We start from the raw sequence: 19,101 nt of genomic DNA, 5'->3' as shown, positions 1-19,101 counted from the left end.
TAAAATGCGTCTAAAAACTAAACGAATAGTTCAGATAAACTTTAAGTGTGCAGAATACTTAGGAAATATCAGATTTTGTGGAGAAGATGCATTGTTAGGGGAGTGCAAATCTCTTATTGTAGATTTTCAAGGATGATGAATTATTTCATACAGCGGATAGAACTGCAAAAATATAAAAAATGTTCACTTTTACAAATAAAAATTCTAAATATCTGATTTTGAGCTAAATACTTACGTTTGGGGAAAACAAGTCAATACTTTACTATATAAAAAACAATCAATTAAAAAGGCAACTGGATTTTATTCTATTGCCTGTTACTTAATTTTTCTTCAAAAACTGTTAAGGAAGAACTAATACAGAACCTCTTCTAAAAACAGTTCTGCCTAAATAATCAATACCCTGAGCAACCCATACATAAGTGCCGGTAGAAACATTTCCATCTTTAAGCCTGCCGTTCCATCCCCTGTGAAAATCAGATGTAGCAAATACCTGATGCCCCCAGCGGTTATAAATTTTAAAGTATTGGTTTATTTTCATACCTACAGGAATGGCTTTTAGTAAATCATTTAAACCATCACCATTGGGTGTAAATGCTGTAGGCACATAAATATCTGGCCCTTTGTACACTTTTACTTTTACTACGGCGCTGCCTTTACAGTTTTCACTGGTATAACCCGTAACATAATATACTACATCGTTGTACAATGTTGCTACCGGGCTTCCAATAGTTGCATCATTTAATCCGGTGGAAGGCTCCCAGCTGTACCTTATTACACCACTATTCCCTACTTCGTATGCAAATAACTGAACGGGCTGGCCCATTGCCGCTACCGTATCGTAACCTGCAAATAATTTTACTGCAGGTGTAACAGAAAGTTTAACTGTATCTTCAAACAAAGAAATACATCCGTTTACATCTATAACTTCGAGGTAATAGGATTTATTATCTATTGGATTTATAACATTGGGTGATGCGGCATGAATATCGTCAAGATAAGTTACCGGCCTCCAGTTAAATTGTGTTCCGCCACTTCCTGTGAGGCTTGTATTTCCTCCAAAGCAAATCGTTTTATCGGCCCCGGCATTGGGAATTGGCGCAGGGTTTACATTTACTATAATACTATCTGTAGAAATACAAACCCCTTTTGTACCTTTTACATAATATTTTGTGGTAACTACCGGGTTGGCAATGGGATTTTTTACATTAGTGCTGCTTAAGCCTCCTGATGGCCACCATAAATAACTGATAGCATTTGAAACCAGTGGTAAAGGGTTACTGCTGGTTCCTTCACAAATTACAGGCACGCCGGTAAAACTCATTGTTAAATCGTTTTTTAATGCTATTGTTCGTAGGTCTGTTACAATACAGCCATTGGCATCTTTTATAGTAATGGTATAATTTCCCTGTAATACATTGAAAATATTTGAAGCCTGGAACGGAGTACTTACCGTTCCGTTATTTATGGAATACGTATAAGGCGTTCTTCCACCACCTGCTTGAATCGTAATGGTAGCATCCGGATTTCCGGAACAGGAAGCAAAAGTGGTATCTATGGCATTTACTAATAAATCCGGGTAAGATTGTACCAGGTTTACAACAATACTATCCATACAACCCGATGCATCCTTTACACGTACTACATAATTGCCCTCAGAAAGGTTATTAAACAGTGGTGAACTTTGCCATGCGCCTGAATTTGCCTGAAACACAACAGGTGCTTGCCATCCGGTACTGGTGCGAACCAATATTTTTCCGGTAGTTCCATTATTACATAGAATATCGGTTTTTGATTGCAGCCATATTTGCTTCCATTTTATATTCAAAGAATCTTTGGCCACACAAGTGCCTACGGTAGCTGTGCAAAAATAATTTGCTATGGAATCGGTAAGTGTAGCTAAAGGATTTTGAATATTGGCATTACTTAAGTTAATATTGGGTGTCCAGTCATAGTTTGTATAACCACTGTTTGCCACTAATGGCAATACAGCATTACGGCAAATAAATGCCGTATCAGGGTTACGTCCGGGGCCAATGGTAAGGGTATCGTAATCCCTTATTTGTATAATAATGGTATTTTGTGGTGAGCCCGTACTTGCACAGGGCGGCAAATTACTTATTTCCAATAGCTCAATTCCTTCTTCTACATTATCTACAATGGGTATTAAATTTAATAACACACTATCCTGGTTTGCCGGAATTGTTACTGAAGGCGGCAAAGTTTGTACATCTACACCATTAATTGCAGTACCGTTATAGTATAAATTTACCACTTGTGGAAACGGGGTTATGCTTTGCCTTTTAATGGTGATTGTTCCAGGGCGGCAACCTTCTACCAGGTAATTAATTCCTGAAGTATCTAAATCGGTAACGGTTGTTAATGCCAAAATATTTGAACTTAAGCTTCCGGCTTCTAAAAATACTCCGCTATCCCAAACGCCATCGCCAACATCGGAAATAACTAATTTTAAATGATAGGTTTGGCAGGGTTGTACCACGGCTAAAGCCCTTAATACTGTAGTGTGGCCATCATGAGAAAAATATGCATTGCTTGGGTTATCAACATAATAAGTTGGGTTATTAGGGCAAAGCGCTGTGCCGGAAAAATCGGGTACATTATTTACATTAAATATTGAAACAGGCAATGAAGTACCTGGTACCAGAGCAATATTTTGTAAGGTAGGAAATCCAGGGCCCGAAATAAAAAATGCAAATGCGTCATTATAACCGCCGCCCGATAAATCGGGGCAGGCAAAAGCCGGTGTATATTCCTCCGAACTAAATACGTAATTAAATTTTATGGAATCACCCAATGGAACAAAGTCAAACTCCAAAATACAGGCATCATGCAAATCACCTACCGGTGAACTTATTGCTGTGGCAAGGTTGGCATCGCCTGCAAGGCTCCAGCCCGTAGAAGCTAATTGCCCTGCATCGTCATTTACCCCGGTATTGCCGCCTGTAGTTTTTGCCCGGCCATTAGTAAGTACAATACCTGTATCTATTCCCAATCCAGCATTGTTTTGCGCCCTGAAATAACCAGCCATTAAAGGGTTGCCGGTAAAAGTTACATTGCTAATAGTAATACCAGTGCCTACCAAACTTTGCGCTAAGGCATTGGCAGTAGTTTGTGGCGTAATGTTAAGCTGTGCAATTGATAAAACAGAAAAAAAACAGAAAAAAAACAGGAGTACAATTTTTTTGGGTAAAAATATTTGCATAGAGCAATTTTAGAGCATTAAAATTAACCTTTTATAATAGCAGCGCCAAAAAGAAATTAAAAAAAATGCCGGACAAACCGGCATTGCAAATTTTTTAGTTCCCTTGTAATTATTGATAAATAATTGAAAAATAACCTTCTGTTAATACAGCTTTTGGCGAATCTGAAAGTAGAGGTGTTGCTTTAAAATCAAAATTTCCCCTTATTCTTTTGGTTACTGTATTATGTTCCAAAATTTGGATATTGCCACTGTCTGCCAAAAGGCTCATTGTTTCGGAAGGATTATATAACGCAATGATAGTACTTGCTACATCTTCAAAAGTATAATTTCCTGTTGTTACAGAAGAAGGTAAGGTTAAACCTACTACCGGTGCAACAGTGCCTTGTAATGCAGTAATGGCAATTTGATCAAGTGGCGCCCCTGTTGCAATTCCTGTAAGAGAATTATAGGTAAATGGAGTGCCGTCAACTTTAACCCTAAATGTATCTGTAGCAGAGGGTAAAGGATTGGATGTGGTATATGGAATATTTGTGAAAATTCCATTAGAAATAATATGTTGTAGGGAATCGAACTGCCGGTATGCCCTAAAACTAAACGTGCCACTCATTACTTTATTTACTGTGTCAATTGAAATAATTTGTAAGGAACCGTAATTCCCGGGTAAATCCCATTGATTGGTAGTAAATACATTTGTATTTCCTGAAGCAGCATCGGTATAAACAGCTACATTGCTTGCACTTAAATTATGAAAGCCGTAGGTATGTACCCCGGAATCGGCAACCCTTAGAACAATTATATTACCATTAGAACTTTTTCCGGTAATGGCAATGGTACCAGCCTGCCGGGTTATTTCTTTTATGGTTGTAGCCTCCCAATTGGTACTGTCAATGGTAGCTGTAAAGTTGCCTAAGAAGCTTGAATTGCCAAAACTTAATTCTTTCTGACAGGCCAGAAAAACAAAACTCAGCAAAATGGCAATAAATGCCAGGTTTGATTTACGCATAAACAGGTTTTTTCAAATTTATTTTTTAAAAAAAATCTACACATTTAAAGTAGAAAGTATATTATTCATATTTCTTACGGCTTCTGCACTCTTGCTAAATAATGCCTGCTCTTCTTCATTAAGCTTGTAATCTACAATTTTTTCCCAACCATTTCGGCCAATAATTACCGGTACTCCAATACAAATATCTTTTTGGCCGTATTCCCCATCAAGGTAAACACAGCATGGCATCATTTTCTTTTCATCTCTTACAATAGCTTCTACAAGCGATGCTCCTGCGGCTCCTGGTGCATACCATGCCGAAGTGCCTAACAAGCCGGTAAGTGTTGCACCACCTACCATTGTATCTGCAGCAACTTTTTTCAAAGCTTCTTCACTTAAATAATGAGCAACTGGTGTGCCACAATAAGTAGCCAGCCTGGTTAAGGGAATCATGGTAGTATCTCCATGGCCACCTATTACTGTTGCCTGTAAATCATTTGGCGAACATCCTATTGCCTTACTTAAAAAATAACGGAACCTTGCACTATCTAAAATTCCTCCCATTCCAATAATCCTGTTTTTGGGAAGCCCACTGCTCATTATGGATAAATAAGCCATGGTATCCATTGGGTTGCTGATAACAATAATAATACAATCGGGAGAATATTTTAAAATGTTTTCAGTAACAGATTTTACAATTCCCGCATTAATACCAATCAGTTCTTCCCTCGTCATACCGGGTTTACGAGGAATGCCCGAAGTAATTACGGCAACCGTACTTCCGGCTGTTTTGCTGTAATCATTGGTGCTTCCAGTTATTTTGGTATCAAAGCCTTCAATTTGAGCAGTTTGCGATAAGTCCATGGCTTTACCTTCTGCAAAACCTTCCTTAATATCTACAATTACCAATTCGTCACAAATTTGTTTACGGGCAATATTATCGGCACAGGTTGCTCCTACTGCGCCTGCACCTACTACGGTTACTTTCATAATTTATCAGTTTTATCTTTTTATAAACTGCTTGCAAAGGTAAAGGATAGCACACGTTAAGTAGTAAGTTTATTAAAGAAATATCCTCAAAAGTCTTTTAATTTTTGAGTTAATGGCACTTATTTTCACCAGAATTCAATTTCGCAATTAAATAAGGGTTTGCTACTTTTGCAGCCTCAAAATAATAAAATTTTATGGCAACAACAGCAGATATCAGGAGTGGCCTGATTTTAAAAATTGACGGCAACCTATATTCCGTAATAGAATTTGGGCAAAATAAAACGGCACGTGCTGCAGCTAAAGTTTGGGCCAAATTAAAAGGAGTAGATAATAGCCGTACCATTGAACAAACTTGGAACAGCGGCGAAACTATTTATCCTGTAAGAGTGGAAAGAAAAGCTTTCCAATTTTTATATAAAGATGATTCGGGTTATAGCTTTATGGATAATGAAACTTTTGAACAAATTACTGTTGCCGAAGAAATGGTAGATGCACCCGCATTTTTAAAAGAAGGCCAGGAAGTTTCTGTACTCATTAACGGGGAAACAGAACTGCCAATGGGTGTGGAACTGCCCGATAAAATAGTATTAATGGTTACTTACAGTGAGCCTGGAATAAAAGGGGATACTGCAACCCGTACCCTCAAGCCTGCAACTTTAGAAACCGGGGCATCTATAAATGTACCTTTATTTGTAAATGAAGGCGAACTCATAAGAATTAACTCAAAAACCGGGGAATACGTAGAAAGGGTAAAGTAATTATTAATCAAGAACTCCTACAACCTTATATTAAAACCAGTATTTGCTGGTTTTCTTTTTTTTACTAAAAACAGCACTTTTTAATGATTTTTGCCCAGTTTTACCCAAAAAAAGGGCATTTTTAGTGAAAAACTCAAAAAATAAACTTCCTGGTTCAATATCATTTTCCTTACCTTAGCTTCCCGTTTCCCATTTCAATTAATAATATTAAATATTAAAAATGGACATTAAACAAATTCAGGAACTGGTAAAACTGGTAAATAAAACCAATATTGGTGAAATAACTATTGAGGAAGATGGTACCAAAATTACCATCAAACAAAAAAAAGACCCTAATCAAACCATTTATACAAATGCTGCAGCTGCTCCTGCAGTAAGCCAGGCAGTTCCTGCACCGGCTATTTCAAAAGACAAACCACCGGCTGCTGCCCAGGAACCCAAGCAAGACAATCTCATTACAATCAAAAGCCCAATGATTGGCACTTTTTACCGCCAGGCTGGCCCTGGTAAGCCTTTGTTTGCAAATGTAGGCGATGAGGTAACTCCCGGCAAAGTTGTTTGCATTATTGAAGCCATGAAGCTTTTTAATGAAATTGAAAGTGAAGTGAGTGGTAAAATTGTAAAAATATTAGTAGAAAATGCCAGCCCTGTAGAGTACGATCAACCCCTATTTCTTGTAGAACCTAATTAAAAACCCAAAATTCATTCCTAAAGTATCCATACTTTATTCAGGTTTTTCTCAGTTACTCATTTTTTTTGATTTTTAACTATTAACTTTTAACCAGTGTTTAAAAAAATATTAATCGCAAACCGGGGCGAAATTGCCCTTCGTATCCTTCGTACCTGCAAGGAAATGGGTATAAAAACCGTAGCGGTTTATTCCACAGCAGATAAAGACAGTTTACACGTAAAGTTTGCCGATGAAGCGGTTTGTATTGGCAAGCCAGCCAGTGCCGATAGTTATTTAAACATACCTAATATTATTGCAGCCGTTGAAATTACTAATGCCGACGCCATTCACCCCGGCTATGGTTTTTTGGCAGAAAATGCAAGGTTTGCAGAAATTTGCACCAAACATGGTATAAAGTTTATTGGCCCTACACCCGAAATGATTACGGCCATGGGCGATAAAGTAACCGCTAAGCAAACAATGATAAATGCCGGTGTTCCCGTTGTTCCTGGCGTAGAAGGCTTATTGGAAAGTGTGTACCAAGCCAAAAAAGAAGGAGTAAGAATTGGGTTTCCGATTATTTTAAAAGCTACTGCAGGCGGTGGCGGTAAAGGCATGAGGGTTGTATGGAAAGAAGAAGATATTGAAAAGGCATATGAGTCGGCAAAAATTGAAGCGGCGGCATCTTTTAAAAACGACGGCATCTACATGGAAAAATATGTAGAAGAACCCAGGCATATTGAAATACAGGTTGCCGGCGATCAATACGGTAATGTTTGTCATTTAAGTGAAAGAGATTGCAGCATACAGCGCAGGCATCAAAAACTTGTGGAAGAATCACCATCACCCTTTATGACAGATGAACTCAGGCATAAAATGGGAGAAGCTGCAATTAAAGCCGCTGCATCTATCAGCTATGAAGGCGTAGGCACCATTGAGTTCCTGGTAGATAAGCACCGTAATTTTTATTTTATGGAGATGAATACCCGTATCCAGGTAGAACACTGCGTTACAGAAGAAGTAATAAACTTTGACCTTATTAAAGAACAAATTAAAATTGCCGCCGGCGAAAAAGTAAGCGGTAACAATTACCTGCCTCAAATGCATGCTATTGAATGCCGCATAAATGCAGAAGATCCATATAATGATTTTAGACCAAGCCCTGGAAAAATTACCGTATTAAATACCCCAGGTGGCCACGGCGTAAGAGTAGATAGCCATGTGTATGCCGGCTATACTATTCCACCATACTACGATAGCATGATTGGAAAATTAATTGCTGTTGCCCGTACAAGAGAAGAAGCGCTGGATACCATGCAAAGGGCGCTTAGTGAATATGTAATTGAAGGAATTAAAACCACCATTCCCTTTCATTTACAATTGATGGAAAACGAAGATTTCCGCAATGGTAACTTCACTACCAAGTTTATGGAATCGTTTAAAATGCAATAAATACTTAACCCCAAAATTTAGTTTACACAATATTAATTGCCGCCCATTTGTCCGCCGCTTTGCTGGGTACGTTTATTTTCATCTTCTATGGCGCTTTTACGCTGGCGTGCAGCTTTTACCTGGCTGTTACCAAATCTGTAGCTAAAATTTAATTTCACCTGGGTTAATTCACCATGGCCGTTAAACGTACTGCTTACACCGGCAAAATCAGATTTCCCTCCCCATTTCATAGTTTTAAAAATATCACTCACTACAAGTTTTATGTTGCCGGTATTTTTTAAGATTGTTTTTTGAAGGCCTACATCCACCATACCCATGGCATCTGACTTTATGGTTCCCTGCCATACCGATGGTGAAATATATAAACCAGAAAGCTCTCCTGTCCATCCTTTACCAAATTTGAAACTATTTTGCATATAGTAGGTAAGGGCGAAAACTTTTAAATCAATGTTCCGGTCACCACCGCCAAAGTCGGCCTGGTAATGGGCATAGTTGGAGTTGAGGGTTGCAAAAAAACTGTATTTCTTATACTGGAAAGGATAACTGATATTCAAGGCAAAAATATCCTGTGTAGCCAAATTCTTTTTGGTTAAAAACCCTTTTGTTTTATCAGTTGTATCGGGTACACGGGCAAAAATATCTTTTACATGGCTATAGTTAAATGAAGTGGTAAGTTTATACTTATACACATTGGTCACCCCAAAACTATTGGTGTATTGCGGCCTCAGGTCGGTATTGCCTTTCATATAAGAATATTCGTTGAGCCTGAACTCAAATGGGTTTAAATCCTGGTAAGCTGGCCTGTCAATCCTCCTACTGTAAGAAAAAGTCCACTGCTTCATGGGGTTTTTATTAAAAGTTACAGCAGCGCTGGGAAAAAGCCCGGTATAGTTTCTTTTAAATGTGGTATCATATTTCTCCCAGCTATTGGTATCCCACCTGTATCCATTCGATGTTCCAGTAAGGTTGGTGTTTTCTGCCCTCAATCCAAGTTGAACCATAAAGCCTTTTTTATACTGCCTGGCATAGTTTACATAAAGTGCATTAATATTTTCTTTATAGTCAAATTTGTTGCTCTTGCCTGTGTCTAAAACATTTCCAGTCGTAAAAACATTATAACTTTTAAAGTTGTTATTGGTTTTCACAAAACTGGTTTTACCACCAATACCCAGTTTACCGCCTTTAAAATCCTGTTCATAATCTGATTTTAGGGTAGCTATGTCAATATTGGTTGGTGCAACCATATTATAAATGGCCCGGTTAGTTTCCACCGTTCCTGTACCATCGTAATAGAAATTGGGTTGGTATTGATCCGATTTAATATTGTAAAAACCGTAATCTGCATCTATGCTAAATTCTTTACCGCCAGCAGAAAACCGGTAATTCAAATTGGCATTCACATCATTCCGGGGCATTTTATTATCATTGGTAGCATTCATAACTTTTACCTGGGTGCCGCTTGATATTTCAGTAAAATACATAGGCCCCGAAGTAGTAAATTCCATATCGGAGAAATTGCCATTCACCACTGCACCAATGGTACTTTTTTTGTTTAAAAAATAATCGGCTCCCACTTTAAACCCATGGGTGTTATTTTTAAAATTCATTACATTGTTCTGCACAAATAAAGTATCCAGTTGCTCTTTTCTGCTGTTAATTTGCATCCTGCTCTTACCGTTATTATAATTGTAAGTGCCAAATACATTAATATTTTTATTGCGGTGGTTGAGACCTAAGCCAGCATTAAACTTTGGATAAAATCCCTGGTTGAACCCGGCATTAAAATTACCATTGGTGCCAAAGGTTTTATTCTTTTTTAATTTTATGTTGATAATTCCTGCATTACCTGCTGCATCATACTTGGCAGAAGGGTTGGTTATAATTTCAATTGATTCCATTTGAGAACTCTGCAAGCTCTTTAAATAATTGGTAAGGTCAGCGCCTGAAAGTGGTGATGGTTTCCCATCAATGTAAACGTTTACCCCATTTTTACCTGCAAGGCTTATGTTATCATCTTTATCAATCATTACTCCCGGTGATTTACGCAACAATTCCAATCCATCATTTCCGGTAGCATTTATTGTACCCTCCACATTCAAAATGGTTTTATCGGCTTTAACTTCTATAATAGGTTTTGCAGAAGATACGGTAACACCAGCAAGATTTGTTTCCTCTTTTTTAAGTACAATGGGCTTGAGCAATAAATCCGTAGATTGAAAATCAACAGGAACATAAAGAGTTTTATAACCAATATGGCTCGCTTTTAAAAGATAAATACCAGCCGCAATATTGATCAACTCAAAATTTCCATCCTTTTTAACAATGGCATATTTTAGAATAGTAGAATCGCTATTTTTTAATAGAGCAATTGTAGCAGAAGAAGCTGCTTCACTGGCATCCTTTTTAATACTTCCACTAATTTTTTGTGCATTGGCAACAAGTAAAGAAGTAACAAAGAATACAAAAAGGGCAGATTTTTTCATTATTATTTTTTGATAGGTCAAAATTACTTTGTGAAAATATTTAAATACTATTAAATATTTAAATGGAATTTATCCATGACAAATGGCTTTAACAAAAAAGGCCCCGGGTAAACCTGGAACCTTTTGTGGGAGTTGACGGGGTCGAACCGCCGACCCTCTGCTTGTAAGGCAGATGCTCTAAACCAACTGAGCTAAACTCCCAATATTCTTCTTTGTTGTTTTACCGCCAATCCTCCCGACTGTAAACGTCGGGATGCTCTAAACCAACTGAGCTAAACTCCCAATATTCTTCTTTGTTGTTTTACCGCCAATCCTCCCGACTATAAACGTCGGGATGCTCTAAACCAACTGAGCTAAACTCCCAATATTCTTCTTTGTTGTTTTACCGCCAATCCTCCCGACTGTAAACGTCGGGATGCTCTAAACCAACTGAGCATCGTAAAGCAACCAATATCTTTCTTTAAAGATATTACCTTTTTTCGGGTGGCAAAGATAAGGGTAAATTGCATTAGGAAAAATAATTTACAGAAAATAATAACCGTTTTATTTTCAGCCTGTTTTAAAAATAAAATTGTAGTTTTTAATACATTTCTGCCCTTTTTAAGCAGGCTTTATTATTTTTGGCAATCTTATATAAAATAAACAATAATAAGTCATTATTTCAGTTAATGAAAACAAAACTTTCTGGCCAAAAATGAAAATCAGAAATCCAAAAAGCAGGTTTCACCTTAACATAAGTAAGAGTTCTAAAGTGCTGGATGTAGGCGGCGGACATAACCCACATCCGAGGGCCAACGTTGTAGTGGATAAATATACCGATACCAATTATCACAGGAGCGGCGATATAAAAGTACTTAACAACCAAAAATTCATAAATGCCGATGGGGAAAAACTCCCTTTCCATGACAATGAATTTGACTATGTAATTTGTTGCCATGTATTGGAGCATGTTGAAAACCCCGTTCAGTTTTTAAGTGAAATATTCAGGGTAGGGAAAAAAGGCTACCTGGAAACTCCATCTTTATTAGGAGAAGTACTGGCGCCCAGAGAATCTCATAAATGGATTTTACATGAACACAATAACACTTTATACCTGGTAGATAAAAAAATGCTGGGTTTCGTATCCAATGGTTATTATCTGGGTGATTTGGTTCAGGAATATTTACCCAAAAATAGCATGGGTTTTAAAATTACCGAAAGAACACATCCCAATCTTATGACTATTCGTATTGAATGGGAAAATAATTTTCTCTACGAAATTGAACCCAGCGACCCATCCATAAGACAATATTTTTCCAACGGCTGGAAACCAGAATGGGCCAATGATTTTTTTCCAAAAAGAAGCATGGGCCAGGAGTTAAAAGAATCTGCCATTGCTTTTAAAGAAATATGCAAAAGCGTTTTTAAATCTAAAATGCAAAAAAAATAACATCAACGGCTTTGAGATTAAGTTGCTTTTTTCTGTGAAAATATTTATTTTTGTTGCTATAATAATCAGCCATTAACACTACACTTTCATATAGCACATTAGCCTATCCTTTAAAAGAAGAAGAAGATATAGGTTATTTAGATTGCTCATTTGAAGCACCAAGGTATACTCTTATCGTTTGGAATGATGATGTAAATACATTTGAATGGGTAATTGAAACTTTGATAGAAGTTTGCGACCATTCTTCAATACAGGCAGAGCAATGTTCCTTAATAATACACTATAAAGGCAAATGCGAAGTAAAAAAAGGTGATTTTGATTTTTTAGAACCGCTGAAAACCGCTATTCTCGACCGCCAAATAAGCGCCACAATTGAAAAAACCTACGCTTAAATATTCTTGCGTAAATTTATCCTATTCAATTTTTCTTTTTAATGCCCGATATTTCCATTATTACCATTGGCGATGAATTATTAATCGGCCAGGTTATAGACACCAATAGCGCCTGGATGGCACAACAACTCAATCTTTCAGGATTTAAAGTGGTAAGGCGTGTGGCAATTGCCGATGAAAAAAAGGCGATTATTACTGCGCTTAATGAAGAACAGGTACATGCTCATATTATTTTAATTACCGGCGGTCTTGGGCCAACATCTGATGATATTACAAAAACTACACTCTGCGAATATTTTAATGCAAAAATGAAGGTAAATGAAGCAGCATTGGAAAATGTAAATTATTTATTTGAAAAAGTATTTAAAAAACCGGTAACGCCTGTAAATAGATGCCAGGCAGAAGTGCCGGATTGTTGCCGGGTTTTACAAAATAAACTAGGCACTGCACCGGGAATGGTATTTGAAAAGAACAATACAATTTTCATCAGCATGCCCGGCGTTCCCCACGAAATGAAGGGTTTAATGCTTGATGAGGTGATCCCATTAATTAAAAAGCAATTTATAGCTGCTCAAATCATCCATAAAACACTGCTTACTGTAGGTATTGGGGAATCTGCCCTTGCAGAAAAAATAAAAAATTTTGAAGCATCGCTGCCGGCATATATTAAATTGGCCTACCTGCCAGCTTATGGCATGGTTCGGTTAAGGCTTTCCGCAGCTGCATCAGCAAATGATAAAATAGAATCCGTAATTAATGATGCATTTGAATGGCTCCAGCAATTAACTAAAGAATTTTTAGTAACAAATAAAGATCAGCCATTGCAGGAAGTTATTGCCGAAATTTTAATAACCCAAAATAAAACTTTGGCAACAGCCGAAAGTTGCACAGGCGGGTATATTGCACACTTACTTACGAGCATTCCCGGTGCGTCGAATTTTTTTAAAGGATCGGTAGTAGGTTACAGTAACCAGGCAAAAGAAAAAGTACTCAAAGTAAATAAAAATACAATAGTTCAGCATGGCGCAGTAAGCAAAAACACGGTGCAGGAAATGCTAACCGGGGTTTTAAATGTTATGGATGCTGATTATGCTATTGCTGTTTCAGGAATAATGGGCCCCGGTGGAGGAAGCGCTGATAAACCTGTGGGCACGGTATGGGTTGCTGCTGGTAATAATCAAAAATGTATTACCCAAAAATTCCATTTCCGGTTGGGCAGGCAACAAAATATTCATTTAACCGCATTAAATGCCTTAAACCTCCTCCGCAAATTCATAGTAGAAAACAACTAATGCCAATTATGCCGAAATTAGTACTTTTGTTCGTACAAAATAAATTTGCAGCTATATGAGTTCAGTAGATTTGGTTATGCCCAAGCTTGGCGAAAGTATTATGGAAGCAACCATTTTAAAATGGCACAAAAAACCGGGAGAGAGTGTGGCCATGGATGAAACAGTATTGGATATTGCTACTGACAAAGTGGATAGCGAAGTACCCAGTACCGCTGCTGGTACCATTGCAGAATTATTGTTTAAAGAAAATGATGTAGTGCCAATTGGTACAGTAATTGCTAGGATAACAGTAGGCAATGCACAGCCCACTACAGTTGCAGCCCCATCCACAGCGCCAGGGCCAGCAGTGCAATATGAAGAAGCAAATATCCTAAGCGATATTCCTTACCAGCCTACTACTCCGGTATCTTCAAATTCAAATAGTCCCAAATTTTATTCGCCGTTAGTTTTAAATATTGCTCAAAGTGAAGGTATCAGCATGGCACAACTGGAAACGATACCCGGCACAGGGCAAGAAGGCAGAGTGAGCAAAAAGGATATTTTAGCGTATGTAGCTTCTAATAAACAAACCAATACCCATAGTTCATTTACCAGAGTTGAACAACCGGTTATGACAACCAATACAGAAATACCCAGGAACCTAAAACCTGCTGAAACCAATCTTCCTGCAGTTTACCAGGGAAATGTAGAAATTATTGAAATGGACCGTATGCGTAAAATGATTGCTAAGCACATGGTGGATAGCAAGCATACCAGCGCACATGTTACCAGCTTTGCTGAATGTGATGTAACCAACCTTGTATTATGGCGTGGTAAAATAAAAAAAGAATTCGAAAAGCGGGAAAACGAAAAAATAACCTTTACTCCACTATTTATTGAAGCAGTAATTAAATGCCTTAAAAAATATCCCTGGCTTAATAGCTCTGTTGATGGCGATAAAATCATCATTAAAAAAGATATAAATATTGGAATGGCTACCGCTCTCCCCAATGGAAATTTAATTGTACCGGTTATTCGCAACGCCGATCAGTTAAACCTTGTTGGCATTACAAAACAGGTAAACTCGCTTGCCAATAATGCCCGAAACGGTAAATTAAAACCCGATGAAACTGCTGGAGGAACCTTTACTTTAACCAACGTAGGAAGTTTTGGGAGCATAATGGGTACTCCTATTATTAATCAACCCCAGGTAGCCATTATGGCTGTAGGCGCTATTAAAAAAAGGCCCGTTGTAATTGAAACCCCACAGGGAGATAGTATTGCTATCAGGCACATGATGTATATTTCCCTTAGCTATGATCACCGGATTATTGATGGCGCATTGGGCAGCACTTTCTTAAATGCAGTAAGTAAAGAATTAGAAAATTTTGACCCCAACCATTCTTTTTAAAAAAATATAAACGGCTTATTTATCAAGATAACTCTGGAAACTTAGTTGTTGCATTGCCTTACCTGCAAAAATTAAGCTACTATCTACATTACCTGTCTGCTCAATGATAAACTTGCCGGTATTATCAAAAACAATATATTTATTACTGTTGTTAATAAACCCAAATCCATTATTAAAACTAAAATAAGCCCATGGATTAATTGTGCTGTCGAGTAAGTTCTTGCTCCAGTCATATTTTTTATAATCCATTCCTAATTCATTAAGTAGGGTCGCCGCCAAATCTGTTTGAGAGCCTGTTTTATCAATTATCGAAGGTTTCAACCCACCCCCAATTAATAACATAGGAATTTTAAAGTCATCAATCTTTTTCCCGGTAGAGGGCATCCTGTGCCCATGGTCTGCAACAATTGCAACTATTGTATTTTTCCACCAAATTTGCTTTTTAAACTCATTGATCAGACTAAAAACAATAGAATCGGTATAATGCAAAGAATTTAAAAATTTGCTTCCGTCATCATCTCCAATTATAGTAACAGGTACCGGTGTTTCAAAAGGCTCATGGCTACTCAGTGTTAGCCACACATAAAAAAAAGGCTCTTTCTCCAATAATATATCCCTTAAGAACTTATCCCCAACAACTCCGTCATGTGCACCCCATTTTGAATTTTTATCTTCATTTCTAAAATTTGAAACAGTTACATACTTATCAAAATTTCCCCCGGTTAAATAGGCTTTCATATTGGCAAATTCAAGTTCGCCGCCATAATAAAAAGCGGTATTATATCCTTCCATTTTAAATTCTTTACTTAAAATTGGAAGTTTTGAAGCTTTTGAAGGAACCTTAACTATTGATGTAGTCGGCTGAGAGGGATATCCGCTTAACACAGCTACAATCCCTTTATCTGTTCTGTCCCCGCTTGCAAAAATGTCTGAAAAATAAATGCCTTCATTTTTCAACTGATTAAATCCTGGAGTAATTACCTTGCCATCCTTTTCAATATGTAATGCTTTTTCAGTAAAGCTCTCCCATACCAAAATAATAACATTTTTCTTAGGCATATTGAACTTTAAAGAAGAAACTGAAGATGAATGATATAAACTATCCACTATTTTATTTGCTCTCGCTGTCTCTAAATAAATATATGGATTAACGGTATTGTCAGTATGGTGGTTTAAGGTGTACATAAAATTCCAGGAAGCATTTATTGCAGAAATATTACTGAAATTATTATTACTGAAATAAACCCCACTTTGGTTTAAAGGAGCCAACTGTAACCCACCCCGAATGGGAATAATAGCAATGCCCATAATAAAAAGCAAACCCAATACATTTTGCCACTTAAATTGATTGAGAGGAATTAAATTGAAATTTCTAACGATAAACCGATTTATACCCCAAATTGAAATAACCCAACAAATAAAAAAAATTATAACCAATCGAAAAACAGGCAAATTACCAATTGAGGCATATGCTTCACTTGGATTATTTAAATATTTCAAAAAACCGGCATCAAGACGGTATCCCCATGCCTTGTAGCTGTATAAATCAATAAGCACCATTAAAATAATGAAAAATAAAATAAGAGCAGAATAAACAATAGGTAGCCTTTTAATTGAAAAGAATGGTATGAAAATACCTAACAGCAAAAAAATACAAATAGGTATACAGATATAGGCAGACATACTCATATCCATCCTCAAACCATATATGAGGCTCCTGGTTGTACTGGCTATTCCGGATGTTACAAACTCTCTGTAATTGAATAACAGAAAAATTATCCTACAAAGCTCAAAAAACAGAATATAAAACAGCCAATATTTTATAACAAAAAATAAACGGGAAAACATAAGTTAATTATGCAAGTTAACTAATCTGTACTTAAAAAATAATAGCATGTATTATGTATTGAACCAGGTATACAAAGTACCTATTCATACGCCATTTGCCAAAAAGAAAGCAGAGCTAAAAGCGGCACAAAACAAATTGGCAAAACATGAATTGGCGAAAAAGAAAGTTCTTGAAGAGAATAAAATGTAAAACTTCGTTCATTTGTGCAGGTAACAAAAAATATAGCTTTCTTACATGGCAGCTTGAGCAATGCGAAATCCTGATAGGCAACACCTCATCTGGATGCCCAACGCTCATTAACACACAAATAATAAAAAAGCCCCGACAAAAATGTCAGGGCTTAAATGAATATGGCAGCTACCTACTCTCCCACATTTTGGTGTAGTACCATCGGCCATGAGGGGCTTAACTTCTCTGTTCGGTATGGGAAGAGGTGAACACCCTCGGAAAAACCACCATAAAAAGATAATAGTACAAAGTATAGAGCAGTTAAACACAAGCTTAAATACATAAATCTAAAAATCTAAGTACTAAATAAGATCATATTGGGAAAAGTCATAAATGAGGGTAAGATATTTGTTGTATTTTTTCTGGTAAAAACCTAAAAAAATTAAAAAATAAAGCTAACGGGTAATTAGTACTACTCGGCTTTGATGTTACCACCTTTATACCTATAGCCTATCAACGTCGTAGTCTTCGACGACCCTTAAAAGTAAACTCATCTTGAGGAAGGTTTCACGCTTAGATGCTTTCAGCGTTTATCCTGCCTGTACATAGCTACTCTGCATTGCACCTGGCGGCACAACAGATACACCAGCGGTACATACGACCCGGTCCTCTCGTACTAAGGTCATGTCCTCTCAATTTACTAACGCCCATCACAGATAGGGACCGAACTGTCTTGCGACGTTCTGAACCCAGTTCACGTGCCACTTTAATCGGCGAACAGCCGAACCCTTGGGACCTTCTCCAGCCCCAGGATGTGACGAACCGACATCGAGGTGCCAAACCTCCCCGTCGATATGAGCTCTTGGGGGAGATCAGCCTGTTATCCCCAGAGTACCTTTTATCCTTTGAGCGATGGCCCTTCCATACAGAACCACCGGATCACTTTAGCCGACTTTCGTCCCTGCTCGACTTGTAAGTCTCACAGTCAAGCTCCCTTATACTAATACGCTCTATGTACGATTACCAACCGTACTGAGGGAACCTTTGCAAGCCTCCGTTACATTTTAGGAGGCGACCACCCCAGTCAAACTACCCACCATGCACTGTGCCCACCATTGGCGGGTTAGATTCTAAATGTTTAAAGGTTGGTATTTCAACGTTGACTCCACGATGCCTAGCGACACCGCTTCAAAGTCTCCCAACTATCCTACACATCAAAAATTCAAAATCAATGCAAAGTTGTAGTGAAGGTTCATGGGGTCTTTCCGTCCCGTGACGGGTAACCGGCATCTTCACCGATACTACAATTTCACCGGGCTCGTGGAGGAGACAGTGTGCAACTCATTAGACCATTCGTGCAGGTCGGAACTTACCCGACAAGGAATTTCGCTACCTTAGGACCGTTATAGTTACGGCCGCCGTTTACTGGGGCTTCAGTCAGGAGCTTTGTCTTGCGACGAACACCCTTCCTTAACCTTCCAGCACCGGGCAGGTATCAGGCTCTATACGTCATCTTTCGATTTTGCAGGGCCCTGTGTTTTTGCTAAACAGTTGGTTGCACCATTTTACTGAGACCTTCTACTTACGTAGAGGGTACGCTTTATCCCGAAGTTACAGCGTCAATTTGCCTAGTTCCTTCTCCACGGCTCACCCGAGCGCCTTAGAATATTCATCCCACCCACCTGTGTCGGTTTGCGGTACGGGCTGCTTTAAACATAACTTAGAAGTTTTTCTCGGAGGTTTGATTAGGATCACTATCAGCTCTGCCGAAGCTTTGCTGTACTATCAGGTTCGTCATTTCTTACGGATTTGCCTGTAAAAAATATAACTACTCCCTTTAACCTGGTATTCCGTCACCAGGCGGATCTTTCACTACCCCGTCACTCCATCGAATCTAAAGCAGGTGTTGGAATATTAACCAACTTGCCATCAGCTACCCCTTTCGGGTTTGCCTAAGGACCCGACTAACCCTGATCTGATTAACATTGATCAGGAAACCTTGGGTTTACGGCGAAAAGGTTTT

The 19,101-nt window shown here is 38.0% G+C and carries 13 protein-coding genes, 1 tRNA gene and 2 rRNA genes (1 of these 16 running past the window's edge); 8 read left to right on the top strand and 8 right to left on the bottom strand.

Translation table 11 applies throughout. From position 1 onward, the window contains the following. Positions 1–340 precede the first annotated feature (340 nt). From IPO46_10820 to mdh, 3 genes are all read right to left on the bottom strand, one after another. Positions 341–3,220 (bottom strand): choice-of-anchor L domain-containing protein, encoded by a 2,880-nt coding sequence (locus IPO46_10820; protein ID QQS62573.1) that lies wholly within the window; start codon positions 3,218–3,220, stop codon positions 341–343. 109 nt (positions 3,221–3,329) lie between these two features. Further along, on the bottom strand, positions 3,330–4,223 hold the full coding sequence (locus IPO46_10815) for a hypothetical protein (protein ID QQS62572.1): 894 nt from the start codon (positions 4,221–4,223) through the stop codon (positions 3,330–3,332). Positions 4,224–4,259: 36 nt separating this feature from the next. Further along, on the bottom strand, positions 4,260–5,195 hold the full coding sequence (gene mdh, locus IPO46_10810) for a malate dehydrogenase (protein QQS62571.1): 936 nt from the start codon (positions 5,193–5,195) through the stop codon (positions 4,260–4,262). Between the two features lie 194 nt (positions 5,196–5,389). Here mdh and efp point away from each other — a divergent pair, with 194 nt between their 5' ends. From efp to accC, 3 genes are all read left to right on the top strand, one after another. Then, positions 5,390–5,953, top strand: a complete 564-nt coding sequence (gene efp / locus IPO46_10805; GenBank protein QQS62570.1) for an elongation factor P — start codon at positions 5,390–5,392, stop codon at positions 5,951–5,953. A 220-nt stretch (positions 5,954–6,173) separates the two neighbouring features. Beyond that, positions 6,174–6,644 carry an acetyl-CoA carboxylase biotin carboxyl carrier protein gene (gene accB, locus IPO46_10800; protein ID QQS62569.1) on the top strand — a complete coding sequence of 157 codons (471 nt, stop codon included), beginning with the start codon at positions 6,174–6,176 and terminating at the stop codon, positions 6,642–6,644. A 93-nt stretch (positions 6,645–6,737) separates the two neighbouring features. Continuing rightward, positions 6,738–8,075 (top strand): acetyl-CoA carboxylase biotin carboxylase subunit, encoded by a 1,338-nt coding sequence (gene accC, locus IPO46_10795; GenBank protein QQS62568.1) that lies wholly within the window; start codon positions 6,738–6,740, stop codon positions 8,073–8,075. A 32-nt stretch (positions 8,076–8,107) separates the two neighbouring features. Here the strand turns inward: accC and IPO46_10790 are convergent, their stop codons facing one another. Continuing rightward, a complete protein-coding gene (locus IPO46_10790) occupies positions 8,108–10,558 on the bottom strand; it encodes a TonB-dependent receptor (GenBank protein ID QQS62567.1) in 2,451 nt (816 codons plus the stop codon). A 126-nt stretch (positions 10,559–10,684) separates the two neighbouring features. Continuing rightward, a tRNA-Val gene (locus IPO46_10785) sits at positions 10,685–10,759 on the bottom strand. Positions 10,760–11,252: 493 nt separating this feature from the next. On the opposite strand from IPO46_10785, the gene IPO46_10780 reads away from it, so the two are divergent. The 4 genes from IPO46_10780 to IPO46_10765 all read left to right on the top strand — a co-directional run bounded on the left by IPO46_10780 (position 11,253) and on the right by IPO46_10765 (position 15,061). Continuing rightward, the gene (locus tag IPO46_10780; GenBank protein ID QQS62566.1) at positions 11,253–11,987 is read left to right on the top strand and encodes a class I SAM-dependent methyltransferase; all 735 of its coding nucleotides are present in this window, start codon (positions 11,253–11,255) and stop codon (positions 11,985–11,987) included. Positions 11,988–12,115: 128 nt separating this feature from the next. Continuing rightward, positions 12,116–12,379: an ATP-dependent Clp protease adaptor ClpS gene (locus IPO46_10775; GenBank protein QQS64390.1), complete on the top strand. Its 264-nt coding sequence runs from the start codon at positions 12,116–12,118 to the stop codon at positions 12,377–12,379. A gap of 41 nt (positions 12,380–12,420) precedes the next feature. Next, positions 12,421–13,671, top strand: coding sequence for a CinA family nicotinamide mononucleotide deamidase-related protein (locus IPO46_10770; GenBank protein QQS62565.1), 1,251 nt, complete (start codon positions 12,421–12,423; stop codon positions 13,669–13,671). A gap of 55 nt (positions 13,672–13,726) precedes the next feature. Next, positions 13,727–15,061, top strand: coding sequence for a 2-oxo acid dehydrogenase subunit E2 (locus IPO46_10765; protein QQS62564.1), 1,335 nt, complete (start codon positions 13,727–13,729; stop codon positions 15,059–15,061). A 15-nt stretch (positions 15,062–15,076) separates the two neighbouring features. Here the strand turns inward: IPO46_10765 and IPO46_10760 are convergent, their stop codons facing one another. Beyond that, positions 15,077–16,756 carry an LTA synthase family protein gene (locus tag IPO46_10760; protein ID QQS62563.1) on the bottom strand — a complete coding sequence of 560 codons (1,680 nt, stop codon included), beginning with the start codon at positions 16,754–16,756 and terminating at the stop codon, positions 15,077–15,079. A 199-nt stretch (positions 16,757–16,955) separates the two neighbouring features. Here IPO46_10760 and IPO46_10755 point away from each other — a divergent pair, with 199 nt between their 5' ends. Then, a complete protein-coding gene (locus IPO46_10755; GenBank protein ID QQS62562.1) occupies positions 16,956–17,099 on the top strand; it encodes a hypothetical protein in 144 nt (47 codons plus the stop codon). 159 nt (positions 17,100–17,258) lie between these two features. Here IPO46_10755 and rrf read toward each other — a convergent pair. Both rrf and IPO46_10745 read right to left on the bottom strand, forming a co-directional pair. After that, positions 17,259–17,370 (bottom strand): 5S ribosomal RNA (gene rrf, locus IPO46_10750). Positions 17,371–17,524: 154 nt separating this feature from the next. Further along, positions 17,525–19,101 (bottom strand): 23S ribosomal RNA (locus IPO46_10745); it runs 1,314 nt beyond the window's last position.

This window comes from Chitinophagaceae bacterium (assembly GCA_016699815.1).
GTDB lineage: Bacteria > Bacteroidota > Bacteroidia > Chitinophagales > Chitinophagaceae > Ferruginibacter.
The sequence above is the reverse complement of the archived record's forward strand: the minus strand, read 5'-3'. Positions and strand labels throughout refer to the sequence as shown.